At 73.6% G+C, this 25,830-nt stretch carries 22 protein-coding genes; 21 read left to right on the top strand and 1 reads right to left on the bottom strand.

What is annotated here, in order from left to right; translation table 11 throughout:
* The first annotated feature begins 10 nt into the window (after positions 1-10).
* The 21 genes from QDR37_RS12215 to QDR37_RS12115 all read left to right on the top strand — a co-directional run bounded on the left by QDR37_RS12215 (position 11) and on the right by QDR37_RS12115 (position 25,171).
* On the top strand, positions 11-505 hold the full coding sequence (locus QDR37_RS12215; protein ID WP_279714051.1) for a hypothetical protein: 495 nt from the start codon (positions 11-13) through the stop codon (positions 503-505).
* 65 nt (positions 506-570) lie between these two features.
* Positions 571-2,331, top strand: coding sequence for a penicillin-binding protein 2 (locus QDR37_RS12210; protein ID WP_279714050.1), 1,761 nt, complete (start codon positions 571-573; stop codon positions 2,329-2,331).
* A 23-nt stretch (positions 2,332-2,354) separates the two neighbouring features.
* Positions 2,355-3,911 carry a UDP-N-acetylmuramoyl-L-alanyl-D-glutamate--2,6-diaminopimelate ligase gene (locus QDR37_RS12205; RefSeq protein WP_279714049.1) on the top strand — a complete coding sequence of 519 codons (1,557 nt, stop codon included), beginning with the start codon at positions 2,355-2,357 and terminating at the stop codon, positions 3,909-3,911.
* A gap of 4 nt (positions 3,912-3,915) precedes the next feature.
* The gene (gene murF, locus QDR37_RS12200) at positions 3,916-5,328 is read left to right on the top strand and encodes a UDP-N-acetylmuramoyl-tripeptide--D-alanyl-D-alanine ligase (RefSeq protein ID WP_279714048.1); all 1,413 of its coding nucleotides are present in this window, start codon (positions 3,916-3,918) and stop codon (positions 5,326-5,328) included.
* Positions 5,329-6,459 carry a phospho-N-acetylmuramoyl-pentapeptide-transferase gene (gene mraY / locus QDR37_RS12195; RefSeq protein ID WP_279714047.1) on the top strand — a complete coding sequence of 377 codons (1,131 nt, stop codon included), beginning with the start codon at positions 5,329-5,331 and terminating at the stop codon, positions 6,457-6,459. It begins immediately after the preceding gene.
* Complete coding sequence (gene murD / locus QDR37_RS12190) at positions 6,435-7,922, top strand: UDP-N-acetylmuramoyl-L-alanine--D-glutamate ligase (RefSeq protein ID WP_279714046.1); 1,488 nt, start codon at positions 6,435-6,437, stop codon at positions 7,920-7,922. Before mraY ends, murD begins: the two co-directional genes overlap by 25 nt.
* 24 nt (positions 7,923-7,946) lie before the next feature.
* Positions 7,947-9,203, top strand: coding sequence for a putative peptidoglycan glycosyltransferase FtsW (locus tag QDR37_RS12185; RefSeq protein WP_279714045.1), 1,257 nt, complete (start codon positions 7,947-7,949; stop codon positions 9,201-9,203).
* Positions 9,200-10,291, top strand: coding sequence for a UDP-N-acetylglucosamine--N-acetylmuramyl-(pentapeptide) pyrophosphoryl-undecaprenol N-acetylglucosamine transferase (locus QDR37_RS12180; RefSeq protein WP_279714044.1), 1,092 nt, complete (start codon positions 9,200-9,202; stop codon positions 10,289-10,291). Before QDR37_RS12185 ends, QDR37_RS12180 begins: the two co-directional genes overlap by 4 nt.
* Positions 10,288-11,706, top strand: coding sequence for a UDP-N-acetylmuramate--L-alanine ligase (murC, locus tag QDR37_RS12175; RefSeq protein ID WP_279714043.1), 1,419 nt, complete (start codon positions 10,288-10,290; stop codon positions 11,704-11,706). The genes QDR37_RS12180 and murC overlap by 4 nt, the downstream gene beginning before the upstream one ends.
* A complete protein-coding gene (locus QDR37_RS12170) occupies positions 11,703-12,563 on the top strand; it encodes a cell division protein FtsQ/DivIB (protein ID WP_279714042.1) in 861 nt (286 codons plus the stop codon). The genes murC and QDR37_RS12170 overlap by 4 nt, the downstream gene beginning before the upstream one ends.
* Before the next feature lie 146 nt (positions 12,564-12,709).
* Positions 12,710-13,867, top strand: a complete 1,158-nt coding sequence (ftsZ, locus tag QDR37_RS12165) for a cell division protein FtsZ (RefSeq protein WP_279714041.1) — start codon at positions 12,710-12,712, stop codon at positions 13,865-13,867.
* A 295-nt stretch (positions 13,868-14,162) separates the two neighbouring features.
* Positions 14,163-14,831, top strand: coding sequence for an alanine racemase (locus tag QDR37_RS12160; protein WP_279714040.1), 669 nt, complete (start codon positions 14,163-14,165; stop codon positions 14,829-14,831).
* A gap of 55 nt (positions 14,832-14,886) precedes the next feature.
* Positions 14,887-15,333, top strand: a complete 447-nt coding sequence (sepF, locus tag QDR37_RS12155) for a cell division protein SepF (protein ID WP_279714039.1) — start codon at positions 14,887-14,889, stop codon at positions 15,331-15,333.
* A gap of 237 nt (positions 15,334-15,570) precedes the next feature.
* Positions 15,571-16,227 (top strand): DivIVA domain-containing protein, encoded by a 657-nt coding sequence (locus QDR37_RS12150; protein ID WP_279714038.1) that lies wholly within the window; start codon positions 15,571-15,573, stop codon positions 16,225-16,227.
* Positions 16,228-16,318: 91 nt separating this feature from the next.
* On the top strand, positions 16,319-16,930 hold the full coding sequence (gene lspA / locus QDR37_RS12145) for a signal peptidase II (RefSeq protein ID WP_279714866.1): 612 nt from the start codon (positions 16,319-16,321) through the stop codon (positions 16,928-16,930).
* 1 nt (position 16,931) lies between these two features.
* Positions 16,932-17,849 (top strand): RluA family pseudouridine synthase, encoded by a 918-nt coding sequence (locus QDR37_RS12140; protein ID WP_279714036.1) that lies wholly within the window; start codon positions 16,932-16,934, stop codon positions 17,847-17,849.
* Positions 17,850-17,940: 91 nt separating this feature from the next.
* Positions 17,941-18,471 carry a GNAT family protein gene (locus QDR37_RS12135; protein WP_279714034.1) on the top strand — a complete coding sequence of 177 codons (531 nt, stop codon included), beginning with the start codon at positions 17,941-17,943 and terminating at the stop codon, positions 18,469-18,471.
* Between the two features lie 124 nt (positions 18,472-18,595).
* Complete coding sequence (gene dnaE, locus QDR37_RS12130; RefSeq protein ID WP_279714032.1) at positions 18,596-22,102, top strand: DNA polymerase III subunit alpha; 3,507 nt, start codon at positions 18,596-18,598, stop codon at positions 22,100-22,102.
* Positions 22,103-22,245: 143 nt separating this feature from the next.
* Positions 22,246-23,550 (top strand): histidinol dehydrogenase, encoded by a 1,305-nt coding sequence (hisD, locus tag QDR37_RS12125; protein ID WP_279714031.1) that lies wholly within the window; start codon positions 22,246-22,248, stop codon positions 23,548-23,550.
* A gap of 90 nt (positions 23,551-23,640) precedes the next feature.
* Positions 23,641-24,108 carry a transcriptional regulator NrdR gene (gene nrdR / locus QDR37_RS12120; protein WP_279714030.1) on the top strand — a complete coding sequence of 156 codons (468 nt, stop codon included), beginning with the start codon at positions 23,641-23,643 and terminating at the stop codon, positions 24,106-24,108.
* A gap of 13 nt (positions 24,109-24,121) precedes the next feature.
* Entirely contained in the window at positions 24,122-25,171 is a 1,050-nt protein-coding gene (locus QDR37_RS12115; RefSeq protein WP_279714029.1) for a quinone-dependent dihydroorotate dehydrogenase, read from the top strand.
* A gap of 31 nt (positions 25,172-25,202) precedes the next feature.
* Here QDR37_RS12115 and QDR37_RS12110 read toward each other — a convergent pair whose 3' ends face one another.
* A complete protein-coding gene (locus tag QDR37_RS12110; protein WP_279714027.1) occupies positions 25,203-25,814 on the bottom strand; it encodes a DUF3043 domain-containing protein in 612 nt (203 codons plus the stop codon).
* Positions 25,815-25,830 lie beyond the last annotated feature (16 nt).

Genomic DNA, 25,830 nt, shown 5'->3' with positions numbered 1-25,830 from the left:
GGGACTGTTCATGAGCTCTGCATTCGCGTTCGATCCTGTCCGCAGGCCGACGCCCGCATCGATGGCCGCGGCCGCGCTGCTGCCGGCGCCGCTGCCGCCGCTCGAGTCGCCGCTCGCACCCGCCCGGTCGCCGCTCGCGTCGCCGAGGGTGGGCCGCGCGAAGGTGCTGCTCGCCGGGAGCCTCGTCGCCGGCGTCGGCTGCGTGCTCGCCGCGCAGCTCGTGCTGTCGATCGGCACCGCGGACGCCGCCTACCGCATCGACGCGCTCACGACCCGGTCGGTGCAGCTCGCGCGGCAGCAGCAGGTGGGCCGCGAGCAGCTGCAGGTGCTCGCCTCGCCGCAGCACCTCGCCGCCGCCGCGACGGCGCTCGGCATGGTGCAGCAGGACGCGCCCGCCTACCTCGAGCTCGGCTCGGGGCGGGTGCTCGGCTCGCGCACCGCGGCGACGCGGGGGAGCGCGGTCGGCGTCGGCGAGGTGGCGAACGCGCTCGTGACGGGCCGCTAGCCCGCCTCGGGCGACCTCGGAGCGTCGCCCCGGGGCGATCGCCGGCCTCGCGTACCGTCGGCGCGATGCCTGCGCGACCGATACCTGCGGGGCCGAGGCGCCGGCGGGGCCTGCGGCCCGTGCTCGTGCTGCTGCTCGTGGTCGTGGCGACCCTGGTCTTCCTCGGGCGCCTCGTCGACGTGCAGGTGGTGCACGCCGACGCGCTCCGCGCCGAGTCGAAGGACCGCCGCAGCCAGGAGCGCACGGTGCCGGGCACACGCGGCGAGATCGTCGACCGGAACGGGGTCGTGCTCGCCGGCGGGATCCCGGTCTACACGGTCTCCGCGTCGCCGCGGCTCGCGGCGCAGGCCGGATCCGTGCACGCCGCCGCCGCGCGCATCGCCGCCGCTCTGGGCGTCCCGGAGCCGGGCGTCGAGCGGACCCTCACGAAGGACCGCTCGTCGGACTACGCGGTGCTCGCGAAGTCGGTGCCGCTCGCGGCGCTGACGCGGGTGAAGGCGCTGCAGGTGCCGTGGCTCTACTACGACGAGTCGCAGCGGCGGGTGTACCCGAACGGCGCGGTCGCCGGCAACCTGGTCGGTTTCGTCGGCTCCTCGGGCGAGGCGCAGGCGGGCATCGAGTACGGCGAGAACCGCTGCCTGCAGGGCGCCGACGGCACCGTCGAGTACGAGAGCGCCCTCGACGGCACCCCGATCCCCGGCACCGCGGTGACCACGAAGCCGGCGACGCAGGGCGGCGAGGTCACCCTCACGATCGACCGCGACCTGCAGTGGTTCGCCCAGCAGACCCTCGCGGCCCGCGCCAAGCAGACCGGGGCGAAGTGGGGATCCGTGGTCGTCGAGGAGGTGCGGACCGGGCGGCTGCTCGCGGTCGCCGACTGGCCCTCGGTCGATCCGAACGACGTGAACGCCACCGCGTCGACCGACAGCGGCTCGCTCGGCTCCCGCGCCTTCACCGCGCCCTACGAGCCGGGCTCGACGATGAAGACCATCACCGCCGCGGCGCTGCTCGACCGGCGCCTCGCGACGCCGGCCTCGCGGGTGGTCGCGCCGTACCGCTGGACCCCGCCCGGCGTGAACATCGCCGACAGCGAGACGCACCCCACCGAGCACCTCACGCTGACCGGCGTGCTCGTGCAGTCGAGCAACACCGGCATCAGCCGGCTCGCGACGGCGATGAACGACGAGGTCCGCTACCGCTACCTGCAGCGCTTCGGCTTCGGCACCCCGACCTCGGTCGGCTTCGGCGCGGAGGCGGGCGGCGACCTCGGCGGGGGGCCGTCGAGGTGGGATCCCCAGACCCGCATCGCGACGATGTTCGGCCAGGGCCTCACCTCCACCGCGGTCCAGATGGCGAGCGCCTACGCGACGCTCGCGAACGGCGGCGTGCGGCTGCCCGTGCGGCTCGTGTCCTCCTGCACGACGCCCGACGGCCAGGTGCACCGCACGCCCGTGGCCGCGGGCACGCGCATCGTGTCCCCGGCCGCGGCGAAGGGCTCGATCGCGATGCTCGAGGACGTCGCGACGAAGGGCTGGCTCGCGAAGGACGTCGCGATCCCCGGCTACCGGGTCGGCATCAAGACGGGCACGGCGCAGGAGTCCGACGGCCACGGCGGCTACTCGAAGCAGTACCTCGTCTCGGTGGCCGGGGTCGCCCCGGCGGAGTCGCCGCGGTACGTCGTCTACGTCGATCTGAACGCGCCTTCTAAGATGAACACCTCCCAGGCGGCCGCACCCGTGTTCCGCGACGTGATGGCGCGGGTGCTGCAGGCGAACGGCGTGATCCCGTCCGGGACGCGCTCACCCGACCTGCCGACGACCTGGTGACGCGCAACGAGGAGAGGGAGCGGATGGGCGAGGGCCTCCGACCCGAGCATCCGGTACCCCGGTCGCTCGCACGCCTGGCCGAGGAGTTCGGCTTCGACACGCAGGGCGACCTCGGCGAGGCCGAGGTGGAGGGCGTCTCGCTCTCCTCGAAGGGCATCGAGGACGGCGACCTCTACGTCGCCCTGCAGGGCCGCAACGCGCACGGGGCCGCCTACGCCGCCGACGCGGTCGCGGCCGGCGCCACGGGCGTGCTCACCGACCCGGCGGGCGCTGCGCTCATCGCCGGGCTCGAGGTGCCCGTGCTCGTCACCGCCGACCCGCGCGCCGCGCTCGGGGCCGTGGCGAGCTTCGTGTACCGCACCGACTCGGGCCTGCCGCAGCTCTACGCCGTCACCGGCACGAACGGCAAGACGAGCGTCGTGCACCTGCTCGACGGCGTGCTGCAGCAGCTCGGCATCCTCTCGGCGCTCACCTCGACCGCCGAGCGCCGCGTCGGCGACGTCACGCTCGTCTCGTCGCTCACGACGCCCGAGGCGAGCGACCTGCACGCGATGCTCGCCCGCATGAAGGAGGCGGGCGTCCGCGCCGCCGCCGTGGAGGTCTCGGCGCAGGCGCTCAGCCGCCACCGCGTCGACGGCGTCGTGTTCGACGTCGCCGGCTTCACGAACCTCTCGCACGACCACCTCGACGACTACGGCGACCTCGAGGAGTACTTCGCCGCGAAGCTCGCACTCTTCGACCCCGACCGTGCGTCCCGCGGCGTCGTGCTCGTCGACGGCGAGTGGGGCCGGCGCATCGCCGACGAGTCCCGCATCCCGATCGCCACCGTCGCGCTCGGCGACGCGGACGCCGACTGGCACGTCGAGGTGACCGACGAGAGCGCCGACCGCACCGCGTTCACGCTCCACGGTCCCGACGGCCGCACCCTGTCGACGAGCGTGCCGTTCTTCGGCGCCTACATGGCCGCGAACGCGGCGCTCGCCATCGTGATGCTCGTCGAGGGCGGCATCGACCTCGGCGAGATCGACCACGTGCTCACCCGCGACGGCGGCATCGACGCGCGCATCCCGGGTCGCATCGAGCGGCTCTCCGGCGCGCGGGGACCCGCGTTCTACCTCGACTACGGGCACACGCCCGACGCGTTCGAGACCACCCTCAAGGCGCTCCGGAAGGTCACCCCCGGCCGTGTCGTCATGGTGTTCGGCGCCGACGGCGACCGCGACCGCACGAAGCGCGCCGACATGGGCGCCATCGCCGCCCGCGAGGCCGACGCCGTCGTCATCACCGACTTCCACCCCCGCAGCGAGGACCCGGCGACCATCCGCGCCGCCCTGCTGCAGGGCGCCCGCGCTGCCCGCCCGGAGGGCGAGCTGCACGAGGTGCCCGACCCCCGCGAGGCCGTCCGGCTCGCGGTCCGTCTCGCGGGCGAGGGGGACAGCATCCTCTACGCTGGACCGGGCCACGAGAACTACCGGGAGGTCGCCGGCGTGAAGCTGCCGTACTCGGCTCGAAGCGACGCTCGCGTCGCGCTGCAGGAGGCGGGCTGGGAGCCCGCCTACGCCGGGCCGGACGAGCAGTAGCGACGTGATCGCCCTCCAGCTCTCCGAGATCGCCCGCGCCACGGGCGGCACGCTCGCCACGGACGGCACCGACGCGACCGCCGACACGGTGGTCGCCGGCCCCGTCGAGACCGACTCCCGCGACGTCGTGCCGGGCGGCGTGTTCGTCGCCCGCCGCGGCGAGGCCATGGACGGCCACGACTTCGCGGCCGCCGCCGTCGAGAAGGGCGCCGTGCTGCTGCTCGTCGAGCGCGTGCTGCCGCTGCCGGTGCCGCAGGTCGTCGTGGCCGACGCGACCGAGGCCCTCGCCGCGCTCGCCGCCGAGGTGGTGCGCCGGGGCAAGGCCGGCGGGCGCCTGAAGATCGTCGGCATCACCGGCTCGAACGGCAAGACGACGACGAAGAACCTGCTGCGCGAGATCTGCGGCCGCGCGGGGGCGACCGTCGCCTCGCGCGCCTCGTTCAACAACGAGGTCGGGGGGCCGCTCACCATGCTCGAGATCACCGAGGACACCGAGTACCTCGTCGCCGAGATGGGTGCGAGCCACATCGGCGACATCGCGCGGCTCGTGTCGCTCGCGCACCCCGACGTCGGCGTCGTGCTCAAGGTCGGTCTCGCCCACGCCGGCGAGTTCGGCGGCATCGAGAGGACCGTCACCGCGAAGTCCGAGATGGTCACCGACCTCGTCCCCGACGACGTCGCGGTGCTGAACCGCGACGACCCGCGCGTCGCGGGCATGGCCGAGCGGACGAGCGCGACGGTGCTCTGGTTCGGCCTCACGCCCGAGGCGCAGGTCACCGCGACCGACATCGACGCCACCGCGCAGGGCACGACCTTCGTGCTGCGCCTGCCGGGCGGCGAGTCCCGCGAGGTGCGCTTCCAGGTGCTCGGCGAGCACCACGTCATGAACGCGCTCGCCGCGGCGGCCGCCGCGCACGCGCTCGGCATCGGCATCGACACCATCGTCGAGGGCCTCGTCGCCGTGCCCCGCGCCGAGCGCTGGCGCATGGAGGTGCTCGCCACCGACCCCGTCACGGTCGTGAACGACGCCTACAACGCCTCGCCCGACTCCATGGCCGCGGCGCTCAAGACGCTCGCCCAGATCGGGCCGCGCCGCACCATCGCGGTGCTCGGCGAGATGACCGAGCTCGGCGACCTGGCGGGTGAGGAGCACGACCGCGTCGGCCTCCTCGCGGTGCGCCTCAACATCGACCAGCTCCTCGTCGTCGGCGAGGGCGCGAAGCGCATCCACCTCTCCGCCGAGGCGCAGGGCTCCTGGAACGGCGAGAGCCTCTACGCCCCGACCATCGAGGAGGCCGAGGCGCTGCTCGCCGCGATCGTCGAGCCCGGCGACACCGTGCTCGTCAAGTCGTCCAACGCGGCGGGCCTGCGCCACCTCGGCGATCGCCTCGGCGAGCGCTGGAGCAGGGGCGCCTAGGTGCAGGCGCTCCTCACCGGCGCGGCCTTCGCGCTGCTCTTCACGCTGTTCCTGACGCCGCTGTTCATCCGGCTGTTCCACCGGCTGCAGTGGGGCCAGTTCATCCGCGACGACGGACCGGTCACGCACCACGCGAAGCGCGGGACCGCCACCATGGGCGGCGTCGTCATCATCCTCGCCTCGGTCCTCGGCTACTTCGTCGGCTGCCTCACCTCCAGCCGGGCGATCAGCGTCTCGCCGCTGCTCGTGCTGTTCCTCATGGTCGGGCTCGGGCTCGTCGGCTTCACCGACGACCTGCTGAAGACCCGCAACCAGCGCAGCCTCGGCCTCGGCGGCTGGGCGAAGGTCGCCGGTCAGGTGATCGTCGGCACCGTCTTCGCGCTGCTGTCGCTGCAGTTCCCGCGCGAGCTGAAGGGACGCAGCGTCACGCCCGCCGACACGGCCGTCTCGTTCGTGCGCGACCTCACCGTGAACGGCCAGGTGCTCAGCTTCGTCGGCCTGTTCGGCGCGGTCGCGGGCGTGATCGTCTTCGTCGTCTGGATCCAGGCGATCGTCACGTCGACCTCGAACGGCGTCAACGTCGCCGACGGCCTCGACGGGCTCGCCACCGGGTCGTCGATCTTCGCGATCGGGTCGTACATCATCATCGGCTTCTGGCAGTACAACCAGTCGTGCTTCCGGGGCGACGTGCTGAAGGCGAACCTCTTCAAGTGCTACGACGTCCGCGACCCGCTCGACCTCGGCATCGTCGCGGCATGCATCACCGGCGCGCTCATCGGGTTCCTCTGGTGGAACACCTCCCCGGCGCAGATCTTCATGGGCGACACCGGCTCGCTCGGCCTCGGCGGCGCCCTCGCCGCCCTCGCCGTGTTCAGCCGCACCGAGCTGCTGCTCGTGCTGATCGGCGGCCTCTTCGTCATCGTCACCGGGTCGGTGATCCTGCAGCGCGCCTACTTCAAGGTCACCCGCGGCAAGCGGATCTTCCTCATGAGCCCCCTGCACCACCACTTCGAGCTGAAGGGCTGGGCCGAGGTCACCGTCGTCGTGCGGTTCTGGATCATCGCAGGCCTCTCCGCGGGCCTCGGCGTCGGCCTCTTCTACCTCGAGTGGCTGTCCCGGACGAGCGCGTGAGCCCCGCCGAGCGCGTCGCCGGCCTCACCAGCTGGTCCGCCGACTGGCGGGGGCTGAGGGTCGCCGTGCTCGGCGCCGGGGTGACGGGCTTCTCCGTCGCCGACACCCTCGTCGAGCTCGGCTGCGACGTCCTCGTCACCGGCGCCGGCGCGGCGGCCGACCGCATCGAGCTGATCGACGTGATCGGTGCCCGCTTCGTCGCGGGCGACGAGGCCGCGCAGGCCGCCGCGGTGCGCGAGCACGGCGCCGAGCTCGTCGTCGTGAGCCCCGGCTACCACCCCGACGTCCCCGCGCTCGCCGAGGCGGCCGCGGCCGGCATCCCCGTCCTCGGCGACGTCGAGCTCGCCTGGCGCCTCCGCGACAAGGAGGGCGCGCCCGCCGAGTGGATCGCGATCACCGGCACGAACGGCAAGACCACCACGACGCAGCTCGCCACCGCCATGCTGCAGGCGGGCGGCCTGCGCGCCCGGGCGTGCGGCAACATCGGCAGCCCCGTGCTCGACGCGATCCGCGAGCCCGGCGGCCACGACGTGCTCGTGGTCGAGCTGTCGAGCTACCAGCTGCACTGGGTGAACCTCGTCAGCCCGCTCGCGAGCGTCTGCCTCAACATCGCCGACGACCACCTCGACTGGCACGGCTCGCGCGAGGCGTACATCGCCGCGAAGGCGCACGTCTACGAGCGCACGAGGGTCGCCTGCGTCTACAACGTCGACGATCCCGTCACGATGCGCATGGTCGAGGACGCCGACGTCGTCGAGGGGGCACGGGCCGTCGGCTTCACCCTCGGGGTGCCCGCGGTCTCGGAGCTCGGCGTCGTCGACGGCATCCTCGCCGACCGCGCGTTCCTCGACGACCGCCGCCGGTCGGCGCTCGAGCTGACGACGGTCGAGGACCTCGCCGAGCACGGCCTCGCGGCCCCGCACGTGGTGCAGGACGTGCTCGCCGCCGCGGCGCTCGCCCGCGCGGCGGGCGTGCCGCCGGTCGCGATCCGCGACGCGCTGCGCTCGTTCGAGCTCGACGCGCACCGCATCCAGCCCGTGGGCGAGATCGACGGCGTGCGCTTCGTCGACGACTCGAAGGCCACGAACCCGCACGCCGCGACCGCGTCGCTCGGCGCGTTCGAGCGCGTCGTCTGGGTCGCGGGCGGCCTCACGAAGGGCGTCGACGTCGCGCCGCTCGTCGAGGCGGCCGCCGGCCGGCTCGCGGGCGTCGTGCTGATCGGCGCCGACCGGTCCGCGTTCCTCGCGGCGCTCGGGCGACACGCACCCGACGTCCCCGTGGCGGAGGTGACCGCGGGGGAGACTGATCGGGTCATGCCGGACGCCGTGGCGGCGGCCCTCGACCTCGCCGCACCCGGCGACGTCGTGCTGCTCGCCCCGGCGGCGGCGTCGATGGACCAGTTCACCGACTACGCGGACCGCGGCCGGCGTTTCGCCGAGGCCGTCCGCGCGGCGGGGGGCTGAGCCGCACCCGAGCTCAGGAGGCGCATGGAGACCGAGACGGCCGTGCAGCGCACCGCCGACGTGATCCCGCTCTTCGTGCGACGCCGCATGCGGACCGTGCGGGTGGCGCTGCCGCCGCTCTCGCGCGTCGGCACACCCGACTACTACGCCCTCGGCGCGATCACGCTGTTCCTCGCGGCCTTCGGCCTGCTCATGGTGCTGTCGGCCTCCTCGGTCGAGCAGTCGCAGCGCGTCGGCAACCCGTACGCCGACTTCGGCCGGCAGGCGATCGCGGAGTCGCTCGGCGTCGCGCTCATGCTGCTCGTGTCCCGCCTGAAGCCCGCGGTGCTGCTGCGGTCGGCGCCCATCGTCTTCGCGGGCGCGGTCGTCGTGCAGCTGCTCACCGTGCTCACGCCGCTCGGGCTCACGGTCAACGGCAACCGCAACTGGATCCGCATCGCCGGGTTCACCCTGCAGCCCTCGGAGTTCGTGAAGCTCGGCCTCGTGCTCCTCATCGCCGCCGTGCTGAGCCGCCGCAAGGCCGAGCGGCTCGGCTTCGTCGGCCTGCTGCCGGTGCTGCTGCCGGCGGCGCTCGCGATCCTCGTGGTGCTGCTCGGCAAGGACCTCGGCACCTCGATGATCATCGGGCTCATCGTGCTCGCGGGCCTCTACTTCTCCGGGGTGCGGATCGCCACCCTGGGCTCGCTCACCGTGCTCGCCGCCCTCGTGTTCGGCCTCGCGGCCGCCTCCCGCGGGTCCCGCGTCGACCGGCTCGCGGCCTGGTCGCACGGGTGCAACGGCGACGTGCTCGGCACCTGCTGGCAGGCGCAGCAGGCGATCTGGGCGCTCGCGAACGGTGGCCTGTTCGGCGTCGGCATCGGCAACTCGGTGTCGAAGTGGTTCTGGCTGCCCGAGGCCGACAACGACTTCATCCTCGCCGTGATCGGGGAGGAGACGGGCCTCGTCGGGCTGCTCGTGCTGCTGCTGCTGTTCGTCGCGCTCGCTGTCGTCGCGCTCCGCATCGTCACCGCGAGCCGCGACCGGTTCACCCGCGCGGCCGTCGGCATGGCGCTCGCGTGGCTCGTCGGCCAGGCCTTCGCGAACATCGCGGTCGTGCTCGGGCTCGCCCCCGTGTTCGGCGTCCCGCTGCCCTTCGTCTCCGCGGGCGGGTCGTCGATGATCGCGAACCTGCTCGCCGTCGGCGCGGTCATGGCGCTCGCGAACGCGTCGAAGGACGGTCGGGCGCCGTCCGCCCCGCCCCTCCGTCATCGACCCGCACCCGTTCGAGGAGGATCCGCGTGACCACCTGGCTGCTCGCCGGCGGCGGCACCGCCGGCCACGTGAACCCGCTGCTCGCCGTGGCCGACGAGCTCACGGCGCAGGGCGACGACGTGCTCGTGCTCGGCACGGCCGAGGGGCTCGAGGCGCGGCTCGTGCCGTCCCGCGGCTACGAGCTGCTCGTGATCCCGCGCCTGCCGTTCCCGCGCCGCCTCGACGCGGCGGCGGTGCGCTTCCCGCGGGCGGTGCTCGGCTCGATCGCCACGACGGCCGGCCACCTCGCCGATCGTGGGGTCGACGCCGTGATCGGGTTCGGGGGCTACGCCGCCGCACCCGCCTACCTCGCGGCGCGCCGCCGCCGGGTGCCGATCGCCGTGCACGAGCAGAACGCGAAGCCCGGCCTCGCCAACCGGCTCGGCGCCCGGCTCACGACGGCCGTCGGCGTCACCTTCGACGGCACCCCGCTGCCGCACGCCGAGGTCGTCGGGATGCCCCTGCGGCGCGAGATCGCCGCCCTCGACCGCGCCGCGGTGCGCGGCGAGGCGCTCAGGTTCTTCGACCTCGCCGCCGACCGGCCCGTGCTGCTCGTCACGGGCGGCTCGCTCGGCGCCGACCGCATCAACCGCGCCGTGACCGCGAGCGCGCGCGCCGTGCTCGACGCCGGCTGGCAGGTGCTCCACCTCGCCGGCAGCCGCGGGGACGTCGACGACCCGGGGCTGCCCGGCTACCGGATGCTCCAGTACGCCGACCGGATGGACCTCGCGCTCGCGGTGGCCGACCTCGCGGTGTCCCGCGCGGGCGCCTCGACCGTGAGCGAGCTGTCGGCGCTCGGGATCCCCGCCGTCTACGTGCCCTACCCGGTCGGCAACGGCGAGCAGCGGTTCAACGCCGCCGGGGTCGTCCGCGCGGGCGGCGCCCTGCTCGTCGACGACGCCGACTTCACGCCGGAGGCCGTGCGGAACCGCGTGCTGCCGCTGCTCGCCTCGTCGGTGCGCCTCACCGCGATGACCGAGGCGGCCCAGGCGGGCGGCGTCCGCGACGGGGCGGTCCGCATGACGCGCCTCGCCCGCACCGTGCTCGGCGACGGGGCGCGCGTAGGGTTCGGCGCATGACGATCAAGCCCGACCTCGACGTCCCGATCCCGGCCCGGCTCGACCGGGTGCACTTCGTCGGCATCGGCGGCGCGGGCATGAGCGGGATCGCCCGCCTGTTCCTCGCCCGCGGGGCGACGGTGTCCGGCTCGGACCGGGCTCGGAACGCGAACACCGACACCCTGGGCGGGCTCGGGGCGACGATCTCGATCGGGCACGAGGCCGGGAACGTCGGCGACGTCGACGCGATCGTCGTCACGAGCGCGCTCTGGCCCGACAACCCGGAGCTCGCCGAGGCCCGCCGTCGCGGCGTCCCCGTGCTGCACCGCTCGCACGCCCTCAAGGCGCTGATCGGCGACGACCGGCTGGTCTCCGTCGCGGGCGCGCACGGCAAGACCACCACGACCGGCATGATCGCGGTCGCCCTCGACGCGCTCGGCGCCGACCCGGGCTTCGTCGACGGCGGTGTGATCAAGGACTTCGGCACCTCGTCCCGGCTCGGGAGCGGCGACCTCTTCGTCATCGAGGCGGACGAGTCGGACGGCTCGTTCCTGCTCTACGACACGGCGATCGCGCTCGTGCTGAACGTCGACGCCGATCACCTCGACCACTACGGCACCGTGGAGGCGTTCGACGACGCGTTCGTGCGGTTCGGCACGCAGGCGTCGGAGCTGCTCGTGATCAACGCCGACGACCCGGGGGCCCGTCGGGTCCGGGCGGCGATCCCGGAGCGGACGGTGCGCACCTACGGGGAGTCGCCCGAGGCCGACGTGCGCGTCACCGACATCCGCACCGACGGTCCCGCCTCTGGCGTGCTCTCCGCCGGCGGCCGCTCGGTGCACCTGACCCTGCGGATCCCGGGCAGGCACAACGTGCTGAACGCGGCCGGGGCGGTCGCCGTGCTGCTGGGCCTCGGGTACCGGCTCGACGAGGCCGCCGCGGCCGTCGCGCGCTTCGGCGGCACGGGTCGGCGGTTCGATCTGAAGGGTCGTGTGGACGGGATCAGCGTCTACGACGACTACGCGCACCTGCCGGCGGAGGTGGACGCGGCGCTCACCGCGGCCCGCACCGTCGTCGGCGACGGGCGCATCCTCGCCGTGCATCAGCCGCACCTCTACTCCCGCACGCAGGCCATGGCGGGCCGCTTCGCCGAGGTGCTCGAGCGCCGTGCCGACCACACCGTGGTGCTCGACGTCGACGGCGCCCGGGAGGACCCGGTGCCGGGCGTCACGGGAGCGCTCGTCAGCGAGCGCTTCACCGACGCCGCCGCCGTCGACTACGTGCCCGACTGGGGGGCGGCGGCCGAGAAGGTGGCCGAGCTCGCCCGGCCCGGCGACTTCGTCGTGACGCTCGGGTGCGGCTCGGTGTACCGGCTCGTGCCGCAGATCCTCGACGCCCTCGCGGCGCGCTCCGGGCAGCCGGTCTCCGCCCGGTGACCGGGACCGACACGTTCGACCTGCTCGTCCGGCCCGCGGAGCCCGCGGCGGGCGACGACCCGGAGGCACGGGTCGCCGGCGCGGCGCTGCCATCCCCGCGGCAGGATCGCGCGGCGCTCCGGGCGGCGCGACGCGCGCGGCGCCGGGCCGAGGCGTCGGAGGTCCGTCGCTTCACCCGGTCCGCCCGGCGTCGCCGCCTCGTGCTGCTCGGCGGTGGCGGGTTCCTCGCCCTCGCGGTGGCCGCGCCGCTGCTGCTCGCCGTGTCGCCTGCGTTCGCCGTGCGCCAGGTCGTCGTGACCGGGGCGAGCCCGGCCGTCGCCGCGGCCGTCCGGGCCCGCCTCGCGGCCGAGGTCGGGGTACCGATCGCGCTCGTCGACCAGCGCGCGGTGGCCCGCGCCGTCGGCGGGGTCGCGCGCGTGCAGAGCTTCCGTGCGGTCCGCCTGCCGCCCGACCGCCTGCAGGTCGAGGTGGTCGAGCGCACGCCCGTCGGGCAGGTGCGCACGCCGACCGGCTACGCCCTCGTGGACGCGGCCCAGGTGCACCTCGCGACCGCGGCGCGCCGCTGGTCGGGCTACCCGCTCGTCGTGGTGCCCGCGCAGGCACCCGCTGCTGCCGGCGCGTCGGCGGGAGCCGTGCTCGCCGCGCTGCCGCGGCCGATCGCGTCACGGGTGACCACGCTCACGGCGCGCAGCGCCGACGACGTGGTGCTCGTCCTCGCGGACGGCCGCCGGGTCGAGTGGGGGAGCGCGGAGCGGAGCGCGGCGAAGGCGGCCGCGCTCAGCGCCGCGCTCGTCTCGGCGGCGCGGGGCGCGCACGTGATCGACGTGTCGGCGCCGGGCGTCGTCGCGACCCGCTGAGACCGCGACCCAAGGCCCTCGTTCGCGGCGCGTCGACACGGCACCGCATGGTGCTTCCGCTTACCGTCATGTCTGCGAACCCCGCGCAGACCAGGACTTTCACCCTCAAGTAGAGGTTGAGGACCCGACGGAAGGCCCCTCCCAGAGTGACGACGAACCAGAACTACCTCGCCGTGATCAAGGTCGTCGGCGTCGGCGGCGGCGGCGTGAACGCCGTCAACCGCATGATCGAGCTCGGCCTCCGCGGCGTGGAGTTCGTGGCGATCAACACCGACGCCCAGGCGCTGCTCCTCTCCGACGCCGACGTGAAGCTCGACGTCGGCCGCGAGCTCACCCGGGGCCTCGGTGCCGGCGCCGACCCGGAGGTCGGCCGGCGCGCCGCCGAGGACCACGCGGAGGAGATCGAGGAGGCCCTCGCCGGGGCCGACATGGTCTTCGTCACCGCCGGTGAGGGCGGCGGGACCGGCACCGGCGGCGCGCCCGTGGTCGCCCGCATCGCGAAGTCGATCGGCGCGCTCACCATCGGCGTCGTCACGAAGCCGTTCTCCTTCGAGGGCAAGCGCCGCGGCGCGCAGGCCGAGCGCGGCGTCCAGTCGCTCGGCAACGAGGTCGACACGCTCATCGTCGTGCCGAACGACCGGCTGCTCGAGATCAGCGACCGCGGCATCTCGATCGTCGAGGCCTTCCAGACCGCCGACCAGGTGCTGCTCGCCGGCGTCCAGGGCATCACCGACCTCATCACGACCCCTGGTCTCATCAACCTCGACTTCGCCGACGTGAAGAGCGTCATGCAGGGCGCCGGCAGCGCGCTCATGGGCATCGGCTCCGCCCGCGGCGCCGACCGCGCCATCAAGGCCGCCGAGCTCGCGGTCGCCTCACCGCTGCTCGAGGCGTCGATCGACGGCGCGCACGGCGTGCTGCTGTCCATCCAGGGCGGCTCGAACCTCGGCATCCTCGAGATCAACGACGCGGCGAAGCTCGTGCAGGAGGCCGTGCACCCCGAGGCGAACATCATCTTCGGCGCCGTCATCGACGACACCCTCGGCGACGAGGTGCGGGTCACCGTCATCGCCGCCGGCTTCGACGGCGAGGGCGTCCGCGCCCGCGACGTCCGCCGCAGCAGCTTCGTCGAGTCCGCTCGCAGCGCCACCGCGGGTCCGGGAGTCGCCGACGCGAACTCGACCGGCTCGCACGAGTGGCAGCTCGTCGCCGAGACCACGACGCTCACCCAGACGAGTGACCTCGACGGCGGCTACGACGACCAGGACGACGACGACCTCGACATCCCTGAGTTCCTGCGCTAGCGCAGGAACTCAGGGGCGGTGCTCACTGTCTTCGATCCGCGAGCGCATCGAAGACGTCGCTGGCACTCCGCCCGGGCGCGCGCGAGCGCCCGGGCTCCCGTTCCGAAGGTCGGCCGTCTGACCGCACGGCTCGGCGCCTGCCATGCCTCCAGCTCCGGCCAGCCCGGCTTCTGCATGCCGTCGGCACCTCTGTCGGCGCTCGTCCGGCTACACGGGGCCCGACGGCATACGCGTGCCCGCGGCGCGACGACGTCGACGGCGGGGGAGCGAGGGCTCGGCTAGCGTCGAGGGCGCGATGACGGAGGACGACGGGCTCGAGGGGCGGCTGCAGCAGGTGCGGGGCCGCGTCGCCGACGCCGCCCGCGCCGCCGGTCGCGACCCCGGCGAGGTCGTGACGATCGTCGTCACGAAGTTCCAGCCGCTCGCGCTGATCGAGCGCCTCGCCGCCCTCGGCGTGACCGACTTCGGCGAGAGCCGTCACCCCGAGGCGCGCGACAAGGCCGCGGCGCTCCCGGACGCGACCTGGCACTTCGTCGGGCAGCTGCAGACGAACAAGGCCCGGCAGGTCGCCCGCTACGCCGACGTGATCCACTCGGTCGACCGGGCGGTGCTCGTCGACGCGCTCGCCCCCGTGCCGACGTCCGCGTTCCTCGAGATCGACCTGACGGGCGGCGCGACCGGGCGGGGCGGCGCCGCGCCCGACGACGCCGAGGGCCTCGCGCAGCGGATCCTCGAAGCGGGCCTGCCGCTGCTCGGCGTGATGGCCGTCGCGCCGCAGGGGGAGGAGCCCGCCCGGGCGTTCGCGCGCCTCGCCGCCGTCGGCGAGCGCGTGCGCCGCGTCGCGCCCGGCGCGACCGCGATGTCCGCGGGCATGTCGGGCGACTTCGAGGCGGCGATCGCGGCCGGTGCGACACACCTCCGCATCGGCGTGGCGATCACGGGGCCGCGACCGCCCGTTCGCTAAGGTGCCCTCGGGCGGCACCGCGGGGGGCGGGCGCGTCAGCCCGTGGAGGATCCAATTGTCCAACCCGATCCGTAAGTCGATGGTCTGGCTCGGCCTCGCCGACGACCAGTACGACGACTACGACGAGCCGGTCGAGCCGCCGGTGCCGGTGGCGCCCGCGGTGCAGCGAGCGCCCGTCACGCCGCTGCCGAAGCGGCAGCCGCTCCGCGGGGTCGTGCCCGAGCTGAACGAGATCCTCACCGTGCACCCGAAGCAGTACCGCGACGCCCAGGCGATCGCGGAGCACTTCCGTGAAGGCACGCCCGTCATCATCAACCTCACGCAGATGAGCGAGGCCGAGGCCCGACGGCTCGTCGACTTCGCCTCCGGCCTCTCGACCGGTCTCCGCGGCCGTATCGAGCGCGTCACCAGCAAGGTGTTCCTGCTCTCGCCCGAGCACATCAACGTGTCCGGCGAGGACCCGAGCGACACCGGGGAGATCGACGCCGGCTTCCCGGGCTGAGCGCGCCCGGCGCCGCTCCGCCGACCTCGCGCCCCGACGTCCCGACCGCCTCCGGCGGCCGCCGCCGAGGGCGCCCGTCGGCGTGCCCGGGCCCCGCCGGGAGGGTCGTCCCACAGGTATCGGCTCCGCAACGACACGCCACGCCACGCCCGTCGTCGATCGGCCCCCGAACGCGGGCCCGCGCTAGCCTGTCGGGACCGCATCCGCTTCATCCGCAGACCATGAAGGTGGCACAGCATGGCCCTCACGCCTGAAGACGTCGTCAACAAGCGTTTCCAGCCGACGAAGTTCCGCGAGGGCTACGACCAGGACGAGGTCGACGACTTCCTCGACGAGGTGGTCGTCGAGCTCCGCCGCCTCGGTCAGGAGAACGAGGACCTCCGCCAGCGCCTCATCGCGAGCGAGTCGCGCATCGCCGAGCTGCAGCGCTCGAACCAGCCCCCGACGGGCGAGCAGACGCAGCAGCCGGCCCCGCAGCTCGGCTACCCGACCGGGCAGGTCGACGTCGGCTCGGTCGGCTCCATCGACCCCTCGAACACGAACAACCTGCTGCAGCTCGCGCGCCGGCTCCACGAGGAGCACGTCCGTGAGGGTGTCGAGAAGCGGGATGCGCTCATCGCGGAGGGCCACGCCACCGCCGCCCGCGTGGTCGCCGAGGCCGAGGCGAAGCAGCGTCAGCAGATCAGCTCGCTCGACCAGGAGCGTGCCGTGCTCGAGCACCGCATCGACGAGCTCCGCACCTTCGAGCGCGAGTACCGGCAGAAGCTGAAGAACTACATCGAGGGCCAGCTCCGCGAGCTCGACTCCTCGAACATCGTGAACTCGGGCTCGTACAACGTGGGCGTCGCCTCGGCACCCGCCCCGTCGGGCTTCCAGGGCTTTGGCGGCAACTGAGCCCGCCGACGATCAGGCGCCGCCGGGGACGGCGGCGCCTTCGTCTGCTCGGGGGGACCGCCCACGTCGCGCGCGTGCGGCGGTCTTCGGGCTGCTCGGCGTCGTCGCCGCGCTCGTGCTCGTCCTCGACCAGGGGAGCAAGGCGCTCGTCGTGGCGCTGCTGCCCGAGGACGCCCCGCGCGAGGTGCTCGGCAGCCTGCTCGTCTTCCGCCGCCTCGAGAACGCGGGAGCCGCCTTCTCGATGGCGAGCGGCTCGACCTGGGTGTTCTCCCTCATCGCGGCCGCCGTCGTCGTGTTCCTCGTCGTCTCGGCGCCGCGCATCCGGTCGCTCGGGTGGGCCCTGCTCTTCGGGCTGCTGCTCGGCGGCACGCTCGGCAACCTCATCGACCGCCTCACGCGTCCGCCCGGGTTCGGGGTGGGGCACGTCGTCGACTTCCTGCAGATCCCGCTGCTGCCCGCCGTCTTCAACCTCGCCGACTCGGCGATCGTGGCGAGCATGGCGCTCTTCATCCTGCTCACCCTCCGCGGGGTCGGCCTCGACGGGGTGCGCCGCACCGGCACCCGCGAGCACCCCGGTGCCGCCGAGCAGGCCGACACCGGCGAGCAGCCCGCCACGCGCGAGCGCACCGATCCTCGCGAGCAGGCCGATCACCGCGAGCAGGCCGATCACCGCGAGCAGGCCGATCACCGCGAGCAGGGCTGACATGCCCGAGCGCACCCTGCCGGTGCCCGACGGCCTCGCCGGCGAGCGCGTCGACGTCGGCGTGGCGAAGCTGCTCGGGCTCTCGCGCACCCGCGTCGGCCAGATCGCCGATGCCGGCGGGGTGCGCATCGACTTCCGTAGCGCGTCGAAGTCCGACCGGCTCGCTGCCGGAGCCCTCCTCTCAGTCGAGTGGACGGACGAGCGCGAGCCGCCGCCCGAGCCCGTCGCCGTGCCCGGCCTCGGCGTCGTGCACGAGGACGACGACGTCATCGTCGTCGACAAGCCCGCCGGGGTCGCGGCGCACCCCTCGCCCGGCTGGACCGGCCCCTCGGTCGTCGGCGGCCTCGCCGCGGCCGGCGTCCGGGTCAGCACCTCCGGCGCTGCCGAGCGCGCGGGCGTCGTGCACCGCCTCGACGCCGGCACGAGCGGCCTCATGGTCGTCGCGAAGAGCGAGCACGCGTACACCGTCCTCAAGCGGGCGTTCAAGGAGCGCACCGTCGAGAAGCGGTACCTCGCACTCGCGCAGGGGCACCCCGATCCCACCTCCGGCACGATCGACGCGCCCATCGGACGGCACCCGCGCAGCGAGTACAGGTTCGCCGTGCTCGCGGACGGGCGGCCGTCGATCACCCACTACGAGACCGTCGAGGCGTTCCGCGCGGCGACGCTGCTCGACGTGCACCTCGAGACCGGGCGCACCCATCAGATCCGGGTCCACTTCGCCTCGCTGCGGCATCCGCTCGCCGGCGACACGATGTACGGCGCCGACCCCGTGCTCGCCGCCCGGCTCGGCCTCACGAGGCAGTGGCTGCACGCCGTGCGCCTCGGCTTCGAGCACCCGTCGACTGGGGAGTGGGTCGAGTTCGAGAGCCCGCTGCCGGAGGACCTCCAGGTCGCCCTCGACACGCTGGCCGAGTGAGCGCGGGAGCTGGGAGCGGAGGCGGTTCCTCGCCTCCGCCGCGACGCGGGCCCCGCGGGCCGGGCCCTCGGGCGATGATGGCGTCGTCGAGATGACCGCCACCAGACCCCTCACGCTCGCGGACGCGCCCGAGCTCGCCGCGCTCGTCACCGGCAACCGCGCGTTCCTCGCGCCCTACGACCCGGTCCGGCCCGACGTCTGGTTCACCGAGCCCGGGCAGGCCGCCGTGCTCGGCGACCTGCTGCGCCAGGCCGACGCCGGGCGTGCGCTCGCATGGGCGATCGTCCGCGACGACGGACGCATCGCCGGACGGATCACGCTCACGGGCATCGAGCACGGCCCGTACCGGAACGCCCGGGTCGGGTACTGGGTCGCGCAGGGCGCGAACGGCCGAGGCCTCGCCTCCGCGGCGCTCGGCGAGCTGCTCGCGCACGCCTTCACCGCGCTCGGGCTGCACCGCGTCGAGGCGAGCACCCTGGTCGACAACGTCCGCAGCCAGGCGGTGCTCCGCCGGAACGGCTTCACCCGCATCGGGCTCGCGCCGAAGTACCTGCACATCGCGGGGGAGTGGCGCGACCACCTGCTGTGGCAGCGGATCGCCGACGAGCCCGACACGCCGTGAGAACGCCGCGACACAGCTCCGACCAGGGGATCCGCGTGCGGTCGGTGAGGCGAGTCGACGCGAACCCGCGCCGTGAGCAGGAGAAACTGCCACTGTCCGAGGCAGCACCTAGGGTGAGCGCACGATGAGCGCGGCCGACAGTTTCGTCCACCTGCACGTCCACTCCGAGTACTCGATGCTCGACGGCGCGGCGCGCCTCGGCGACATGCTCGCCGAGGCCGAGAAGCAGGGCATGCCCGCCATCGCCATCACCGATCACGGCAACACCTTCGGCGCCTTCGACTTCTGGAAGCAGTCGCAGGCCACGGGCGTGAAGGCGATCATCGGCACCGAGGCCTACCTCACGCCCGGCACCCACCGCGGCGACAAGACCCGCGTGCGGTGGGGCGACGGCGGCGAGAACGACGTCTCCGGCTCGGGCGCCTACACCCACATGACCCTGCTGGCCGAGAGCACGACGGGGCTGCACAACCTGTTCAAGCTGTCGTCGCGGGCGTCGATCGAGGGCTACTACTTCAAGCCCCGCATGGACCGCGAGCTGCTGCACGAGCACCACGAGGGCCTCATCGCCACCACCGGCTGCCCCGGCGGCGAGGTGCAGACCCGCCTTCGGCTCGGCCAGTACGACGCCGCCGTCGCGGCCGCCGCCGAGTTCCGCGACATCTTCGGCCGCGACAACTTCTTCGTCGAGATCATGGACCACGGCATCGCCGTCGAGCGGCGGGTGCAGCAGGACCTGCTGCGGCTCGCGCGAGAGCTGTCGCTGCCGATCGTCGCCACCAACGACCTCCACTACACGCACGCCGAGGACGCGACGAGCCACGCGGCGCTGCTCTGCGTGCAGTCGGGCTCCACGCTCGACGACCCGAACCGCTTCAAGTTCGACGGCGACGAGTACTACCTGAAGTCCGCCGCCGAGATGCGGCACATCTTCCGCGAGCTGCCCGAGGCCTGCGACAACACCCTGCTCATCGCGGAGCGCTGCGAGATCGAGTTCGACACCAAGGCGAACTACATGCCCCGGTTCCCGGTGCCCGAGGGCGAGACCGAGGACAGCTGGTTCATCAAGGAGGTCGACCGCGGCCTCGAGCAGCGCTACCCCGACGGCGTGCCCGAGGCGGTGCGCAAGCAGGCGGAGTACGAGAAGCAGGTCATCGTCCAGATGGGCTTCCCGGGCTACTTCCTCGTCGTCGCCGACTTCATCAACTGGAGCAAGCGCCACGGCATCCGGGTCGGCCCCGGCCGCGGCTCCGGCGCGGGATCCATGGCCGCGTACGCCATGCGCATCACCGACCTCGACCCCCTCCAGCACGGCCTGATCTTCGAGCGGTTCCTGAACCCCGACCGCATCTCGATGCCCGACTTCGACGTCGACTTCGACGAGCGCCGGCGCGACGAGGTGCTCCGCTACGTCACCGACAAGTACGGCGACGACCGCGTGAGCCAGATCGTCACCTTCGGCACGATCAAGGCGAAGCAGGCGCTCAAGGACTCGTCCCGGGTGCTCGGGTTCCCCTTCGGCATGGGCGAGAAGCTCACGAAGGCGATGCCGCCCGCCGTCATGGGCAAGGACATCTCGCTGTCCGGCATCTTCGACCCGAAGGACAAGCGCTACAAGGAGGCCGGCGACATCCGCGCGGTCGTCGAGACCGACCCCGAGGCCAAGACGGTCTTCGACACCGCCCTGGGCCTCGAGGGGCTGAAGCGCCAGTGGGGCGTGCACGCCTGCGGCGTCATCATGTCGAGCGCGCCGCTCACCGACATCATCCCGATCCAGCGCCGCGAGCAGGACGGCCAGATCGTCACGCAGTTCGACTACCCGGCGTGCGAGTCGCTCGGCCTCATCAAGATGGACTTCCTGGGGCTCCGCAACCTCACGATCATCGAGGACGCCCTCGACAACATCAAGGCGAACCGGGGCCACCGCCCGGTGCTCGAAGACCTGCCGCTCACCGACGAGAAGACCTACAAGCTGCTCGCGGCCGGTGACACACTCGGCGTCTTCCAGTTCGACGGCGGACCCATGCGGTCGCTGCTGCGCCTCATGAAGCCCGACAACTTCGAGGACATCTCCGCCGTCGGCGCGCTGTACCGGCCGGGCCCCATGGGCGCCAACTCGCACACGAACTACGCGCTGCGCAAGAACGGCCTGCAGGAGATCGTCCCGATCCACCCCGAGCTCGCCGAACCGCTCCGCGAGGTGCTCGGCACGACCTACGGCCTGATCGTGTACCAGGAGCAGGTCATGGCCATCGCGCAGAAGCTCGCCGGCTTCAGCCTCGGCCAGGCCGACATCCTGCGCCGCGCGATGGGCAAGAAGAAGAAGGCCGAGCTCGACAAGCAGTTCGCGGGCTTCAAGGCCGGCATGAACGAGCGCGGCTACTCCGACGAGGCGGTCCAGACGCTCTGGGACATCCTGCTGCCGTTCTCGGACTACGCGTTCAACAAAGCGCACTCGGCGGCCTACGGCGTCCTGTCCTACTGGACCGCCTACCTGAAGGCGCACTTCCCGGCCGAGTACATGGCGGCGCTGCTCACCTCCGTCGGCGACGCCCGCGACAAGCTCGCCGTCTACCTGAACGAGTGCCGCCGCATGCGCATCCGCGTGCTGCCGCCGGACGTGAACGAGTCGATCGGGTTCTTCGCGGCCGTCGGCGAGGACATCCGCTTCGGCCTCGGCGCGGTGCGCAACGTCGGCTTCAACGTGGTCGACCAGATCATCGCCGCGCGGCAGGAGAAGGGCCGCTTCACCTCGTTCCACGACTTTCTGCGCAAGGTGCCGCTCGGCGTCGCGAACAAGCGCACCGTCGAGTCGCTCATCAAGGCGGGCGCCTTCGACTCGCTCGGCGCCACCCGCCGGGCGCTGCTCGAGATCCACGAGGACGCGGTCGACGCCGCGGTCTCGATCAAGCGCAACGAGGCGAACGGGCAGATCGACCTCTTCGGCGGCCTGCTCGAGTTCGAGGAGGAGCCCGACCACGTGCCCGAGCGGCCGGAGTGGCCGAAGAAGGAGAAGCTCGCCTTCGAGCGCGAGATGCTCGGGCTCTACGTCTCCGACCACCCGCTCGCGGGTCTCGAGGCCGCGCTCGCGAAGCACGCCTCCACCTCGATCGGCGACCTCCTCGCCCTCGAGGTCGCGCCGGACGGCGAGCAGGTCACGCTCGCGGGGCTCGTCACCGAGGTGCAGCACCGCGTCGCACGCAACTCCGGCAACCAGTACGGCATCGTGCAGATCGAGGACTTCGGCGGCTCGGTGAGCGTCATGTTCCTCGGCAAGGCCTACCAGGAGTTCGCGCCGGCGCTCCTCGCCGACAGCGTCGTCGTGATCCGCGGGCGCGTCTCGGCCCGCGACGACGGCATGAACATCCACGCGAACAGCCTGTTCGTGCCCGATCTCGGCGTCAGCCTCGGCTCCGGCCCGCTCACGATCACGCTGCCCGACCACCGGGCGACGACCGAGGTGGTCAAGTCGCTGAACGACGTGCTCATCCGCAACGCCGGCAGCACCGAGGTACGCCTGCGGCTCACCCGCGGCGGCACGGCGCGCGTGTTCGAGATCCCGTTCCCGGTCGAGATCACCGCCGACCTCTTCGGCGAGCTGAAGAGCCTGCTCGGGCCCAGCTGCTTGTGAATCCGGCGCCCATGGGGGCAGCCACCCTGCGCTGAGTCGGGAGGAGGGCCGCTCGCGCGCGGCCCTCCGGACGGTCAACGACGTCTTCGACGCGTGCACGCGTCGAAGACCATCGACACGAGCGCTCGGTAGGCTCACTCGCCGTGCTGCGGACCATCGACCTTCGGGGGAGCGCCCTCGACCGGGCCACGATCTCGGCCAGGCTGCCGCGCGCGGCGACCGATCCCGGCACCGCCCAGGCCGCGGTCCTGCCGCTCATCGAGGACGTCCGCACGCGCGGCGAGGCCGCCCTGCTCGAGCAGGCCGAGCGGTACGACGGCGGGCGCCCGCCCGCGCTCCGGGTGCCGGCCGACGAGATCCGCGCCGCGGTCGACGCCCTCGAATCGAGGGTGCGCACCGCGCTCGAGCTCGCCGTCGAGCGCGTCGGTGCCGCGAGCCGTGCGCAGCTGCCGCAGCCGGCCGAGACCCGCCTCGGCGCGGGCGCGGTCGTGACCCAGCGCTGGCAGCCGGTGCGCCGGGTGGGGCTCTACGTGCCGGGCGGCAAGGCCGTCTACCCGTCGAGCGTCGTCATGAACACGGTGCCCGCCCAGGTCGCCGGCGTGCGCGGCATCGCCATCGCGTCGCCCGGCCAGCGGGCCTTCGGCGGCCGCGTGCACCCCGTGATCCTCGGCGCTGCCGGGCTGCTCGGCGTCGACGAGGTCTACGCGATGGGCGGCGCCGGCGCGATCGGGGCCTTCGCCCACGGGGTTCCCGCCGTCGGGCTCGAACCCGTCGACGTCGTCACGGGGCCTGGCAACGTCTTCGTCGCCGCCGCGAAGCGCGCCCTCGCCGGACGCATCGGCATCGACGCCGAGGCCGGCCCGACCGAGATCCTCGTCGTCGCCGACGCCACCGCCGACGCGGGCCTGGTCGCCGCCGACCTCGTGAGCCAGGCCGAGCACGACGAGATGGCCGCCGCCGTGCTCGTCACGGACTCCGCGGAGCTCGCCGCCGCCGTCGCCGCGCGGGTCGAGGAGCTCGCGGGCCGCACCCACCACGCCCGCCGCGTGCGCGAGGCGCTCCGCGGCGAGCAGTCCGCGGTCGTGCTCGTCGACGATCTCGCCGCCGCCGTGGCGGTGAGCAACGCCTACGCGCCCGAGCACCTCGAGGTGCAGACCGCGGACCCCGCAGCACTCGTGCCGCGACTCACCGAGGCGGGAGCGGTGTTCGTCGGGCCATCGACGCCGGTGAGCCTCGGCGACTACCTCGCCGGATCGAACCACGTGCTGCCGACGGGCGGCACCGCGCGGTTCTCGGCCGGGCTGTCGGTGCGGCCGTTCCTGCGTCAGCAGCAGGTCGTCGAGTACGATCGCGACGCCCTGGCCGAGGCGCGACCGCACGTGCGTGCGCTCGCCGACGCCGAGGACCTCCCGGCCCACGGCGATGCGATCGACGCCCGCTTCGCCTGATCGGGGCGCGCTTCCTCCGCGGCGGCGCCGAATCACAGGCGTGTCATTCTTGCGCTGGCGTGTCGCCGCATCCCCGGTAGCATCGTCCCGATGTTCTGCCCGTTCTGCCGCAACCCGGACACCAGGGTCGTCGACTCCCGCGTGAGCGACGACGGCCTCGCCATCCGCCGCCGGCGGCAGTGCCCGCAGTGCCACCGCCGCTTCTCCACCACCGAGACGGCCAGCCTCAACGTGATCAAGCGCAACGGCGTGCTCGAGCCCTTCAGCCGCGACAAGGTCGTCTCCGGCGTCAAGAAGGCCTGCCAGGGCCGGCCCGTCACCGAGGGCGACCTGGCGCAGCTCGCGCAGCGCGTCGAGGAGACCATCCGGGCGACCGGAGCGAGCCAGATCGAGTCGAACGACATCGGTCTCGCGGTGCTGCCGCCGCTGCGCGAGCTCGACGAGGTCGCGTTCCTGCGCTTCGCCAGCGTCTACCAGGGGTTCTCGTCGCTCGACGACTTCGAGGCCGCGATCACGCTGCTGCGCATGGAGAACTCCTCGCCGGCACCCGGCGCCTGACCGCGACGTGGCGATGACGCGACGGCCGGGACCGGCCGCCCGGGCCGTGCGGGCCGCATACGGCGTCGTGTTCCGGACCGTGCTCCGCCGGCTCGACCCCGAGCGGGCGCACCACCTCGCGATGGACGCGATCCGGCTGCTCGGCGTCTCGCCGACCTTCGCTCGGGCGGTGCGCCGGCGCACCGCCCGGGGCGAGCCCGTCACGGTGATGGGACTTCCGTTCCCGAACCGGTTCGGGCTCGCCGCGGGGTTCGACAAGAACGCCGTCGGCCTGCGCGGACTCGGCGCGCTCGGGTTCGGGCACGTCGAGATCGGCACGGTCACGGCCCGGCCGCAGCCCGGCAACCCACGGCCCCGGCTCTTCCGCCTCGTGCAGGACCGCGCGCTTCTCAACCGGATGGGCTTCAACAACGACGGCGCCGAGGCGGTCGCAGCGCGGCTCGCGACGCTCCGGCGCGAGGGCGCGCTGCCCGTGGTCGGGGTGAACATCGGCAAGAGCCGCGTCGTCGCGGTCGAGGACGCGATCGACGACTACCGCGTCAGCGCCCGGCTCCTCGCGCCCGTGGCCGACTACCTCGTCGTGAACGTCAGCTCGCCGAACACCCCGGGACTCCGTGGCCTGCAGGAGCTCGACCGGCTCGAGCCGCTGCTCGCGGCGGTCGCCGAGGAGGCCGGCGCGGTGCCGCTCCTCGTGAAGATCGCGCCCGACCTCGACGACGAGGCCATCGGCCACATCGCCGCGCTCACCGACCGCCTCGGGCTCGCCGGCGTCGTCGCGACGAACACGAGCACCGGTCGGGCCGGTCTCCGCACCCCTGCCGACCTGGTCGGCAGGATGGGCGACGGCGGGCTCTCGGGCGCGCCGATCGCCGACCGCTCCCTCGCGGTGCTCCGCGTGCTGCGCGCGGCCCTGTCTGCGGACCGGGTCGTGATCAGCGTCGGCGGCGTCGAGACGGCGGCCCACGTGCGCGAGCGGCTGGCCGCGGGCGCCGACCTCGTGCAGGGCTACACCGGGTTCCTCTACGCCGGACCCGGGTGGGCGGCGGAGCTCGCCAGGGCGTAGCGCCGGCCGTTCGTGGTCTGCCCGTCAGGCGCTAGACCTTCTGCCACCGCTTCACCTGAGGCCGCGGCGTCCGCAGCGCGCGGAGCTGCAGCGCCCGCTTGATGACGTACCAGTTGAGCCCGCGCTCGACGGAACCGGCGCCGAAGCGCTCCTCGAGCCGCTTGCGGATCGACCGCGCGGCGAGCAGGCCGTCGAGCACCGCGAGCACGATGAACCCGTAGAGGGTGATGAGGAGCACGCTCTGGTACAGGCCCGGCACCACGAAGGTGATGACGAGGAACACCGCGAAGATCGGGATGAGCAGCTCGCCGAGCGTGAAGCGCCGGTCGAGCAGGTCGCGCGTGAGACGGCGCTGGGGTCCGCGGTCGGCGCGCGGCAGGTAGCGCTCCTCGCCGGCGGCCATGCCGAGCCGGGCCCGCTCGCGCTCGGCGGCGACCTGCGCCCGCGACGCCTTCTGGGCGGCACGCCGGTCGTCCGGCACCAGAGGGCGGCGGCGGGCCTGCTCGGCATCGCGCCGCGACGGCGTCGGGCGGTTCTTGCCGGCGCCCTGCGGTTCCGCCACCGGCTCGGCTGCGGCCTTCCGGCCGCGGGAGGGCCGTGCGGGGACGGCGGGAGCCTGCTCGGCGGGTGCCTTCTTCGCCACGGGAGTCCTCCTGATC

Origin of the sequence: Amnibacterium sp. CER49 (genome assembly GCF_029846255.1) — a bacterium.
Classification (GTDB): domain Bacteria; phylum Actinomycetota; class Actinomycetes; order Actinomycetales; family Microbacteriaceae; genus Amnibacterium.
Note: the sequence above shows the minus strand (reverse complement) of the source record. Positions and strands in the feature narration are given on the sequence as shown.

Coding starts and splice junctions, on each gene's coding strand:
- dnaE (WP_279714032.1), top strand. CDS start 18,596: ATGAGCGCGGCCGACAGTTTCGTCCACCTGCACGTCCACTCCGAGTAC.
- murC (WP_279714043.1), top strand. CDS start 10,288: ATGACGATCAAGCCCGACCTCGACGTCCCGATCCCGGCCCGGCTCGAC.
- QDR37_RS12185 (WP_279714045.1), top strand. CDS start 7,947: ATGGAGACCGAGACGGCCGTGCAGCGCACCGCCGACGTGATCCCGCTC.
- QDR37_RS12205 (WP_279714049.1), top strand. CDS start 2,355: ATGGGCGAGGGCCTCCGACCCGAGCATCCGGTACCCCGGTCGCTCGCA.
- QDR37_RS12160 (WP_279714040.1), top strand. CDS start 14,163: ATGACGGAGGACGACGGGCTCGAGGGGCGGCTGCAGCAGGTGCGGGGC.
- nrdR (WP_279714030.1), top strand. CDS start 23,641: ATGTTCTGCCCGTTCTGCCGCAACCCGGACACCAGGGTCGTCGACTCC.
- QDR37_RS12150 (WP_279714038.1), top strand. CDS start 15,571: ATGGCCCTCACGCCTGAAGACGTCGTCAACAAGCGTTTCCAGCCGACG.
- QDR37_RS12140 (WP_279714036.1), top strand. CDS start 16,932: ATGCCCGAGCGCACCCTGCCGGTGCCCGACGGCCTCGCCGGCGAGCGC.
- QDR37_RS12115 (WP_279714029.1), top strand. CDS start 24,122: ATGACGCGACGGCCGGGACCGGCCGCCCGGGCCGTGCGGGCCGCATAC.
- QDR37_RS12135 (WP_279714034.1), top strand. CDS start 17,941: ATGACCGCCACCAGACCCCTCACGCTCGCGGACGCGCCCGAGCTCGCC.
- QDR37_RS12210 (WP_279714050.1), top strand. CDS start 571: ATGCCTGCGCGACCGATACCTGCGGGGCCGAGGCGCCGGCGGGGCCTG.
- QDR37_RS12215 (WP_279714051.1), top strand. CDS start 11: ATGAGCTCTGCATTCGCGTTCGATCCTGTCCGCAGGCCGACGCCCGCA.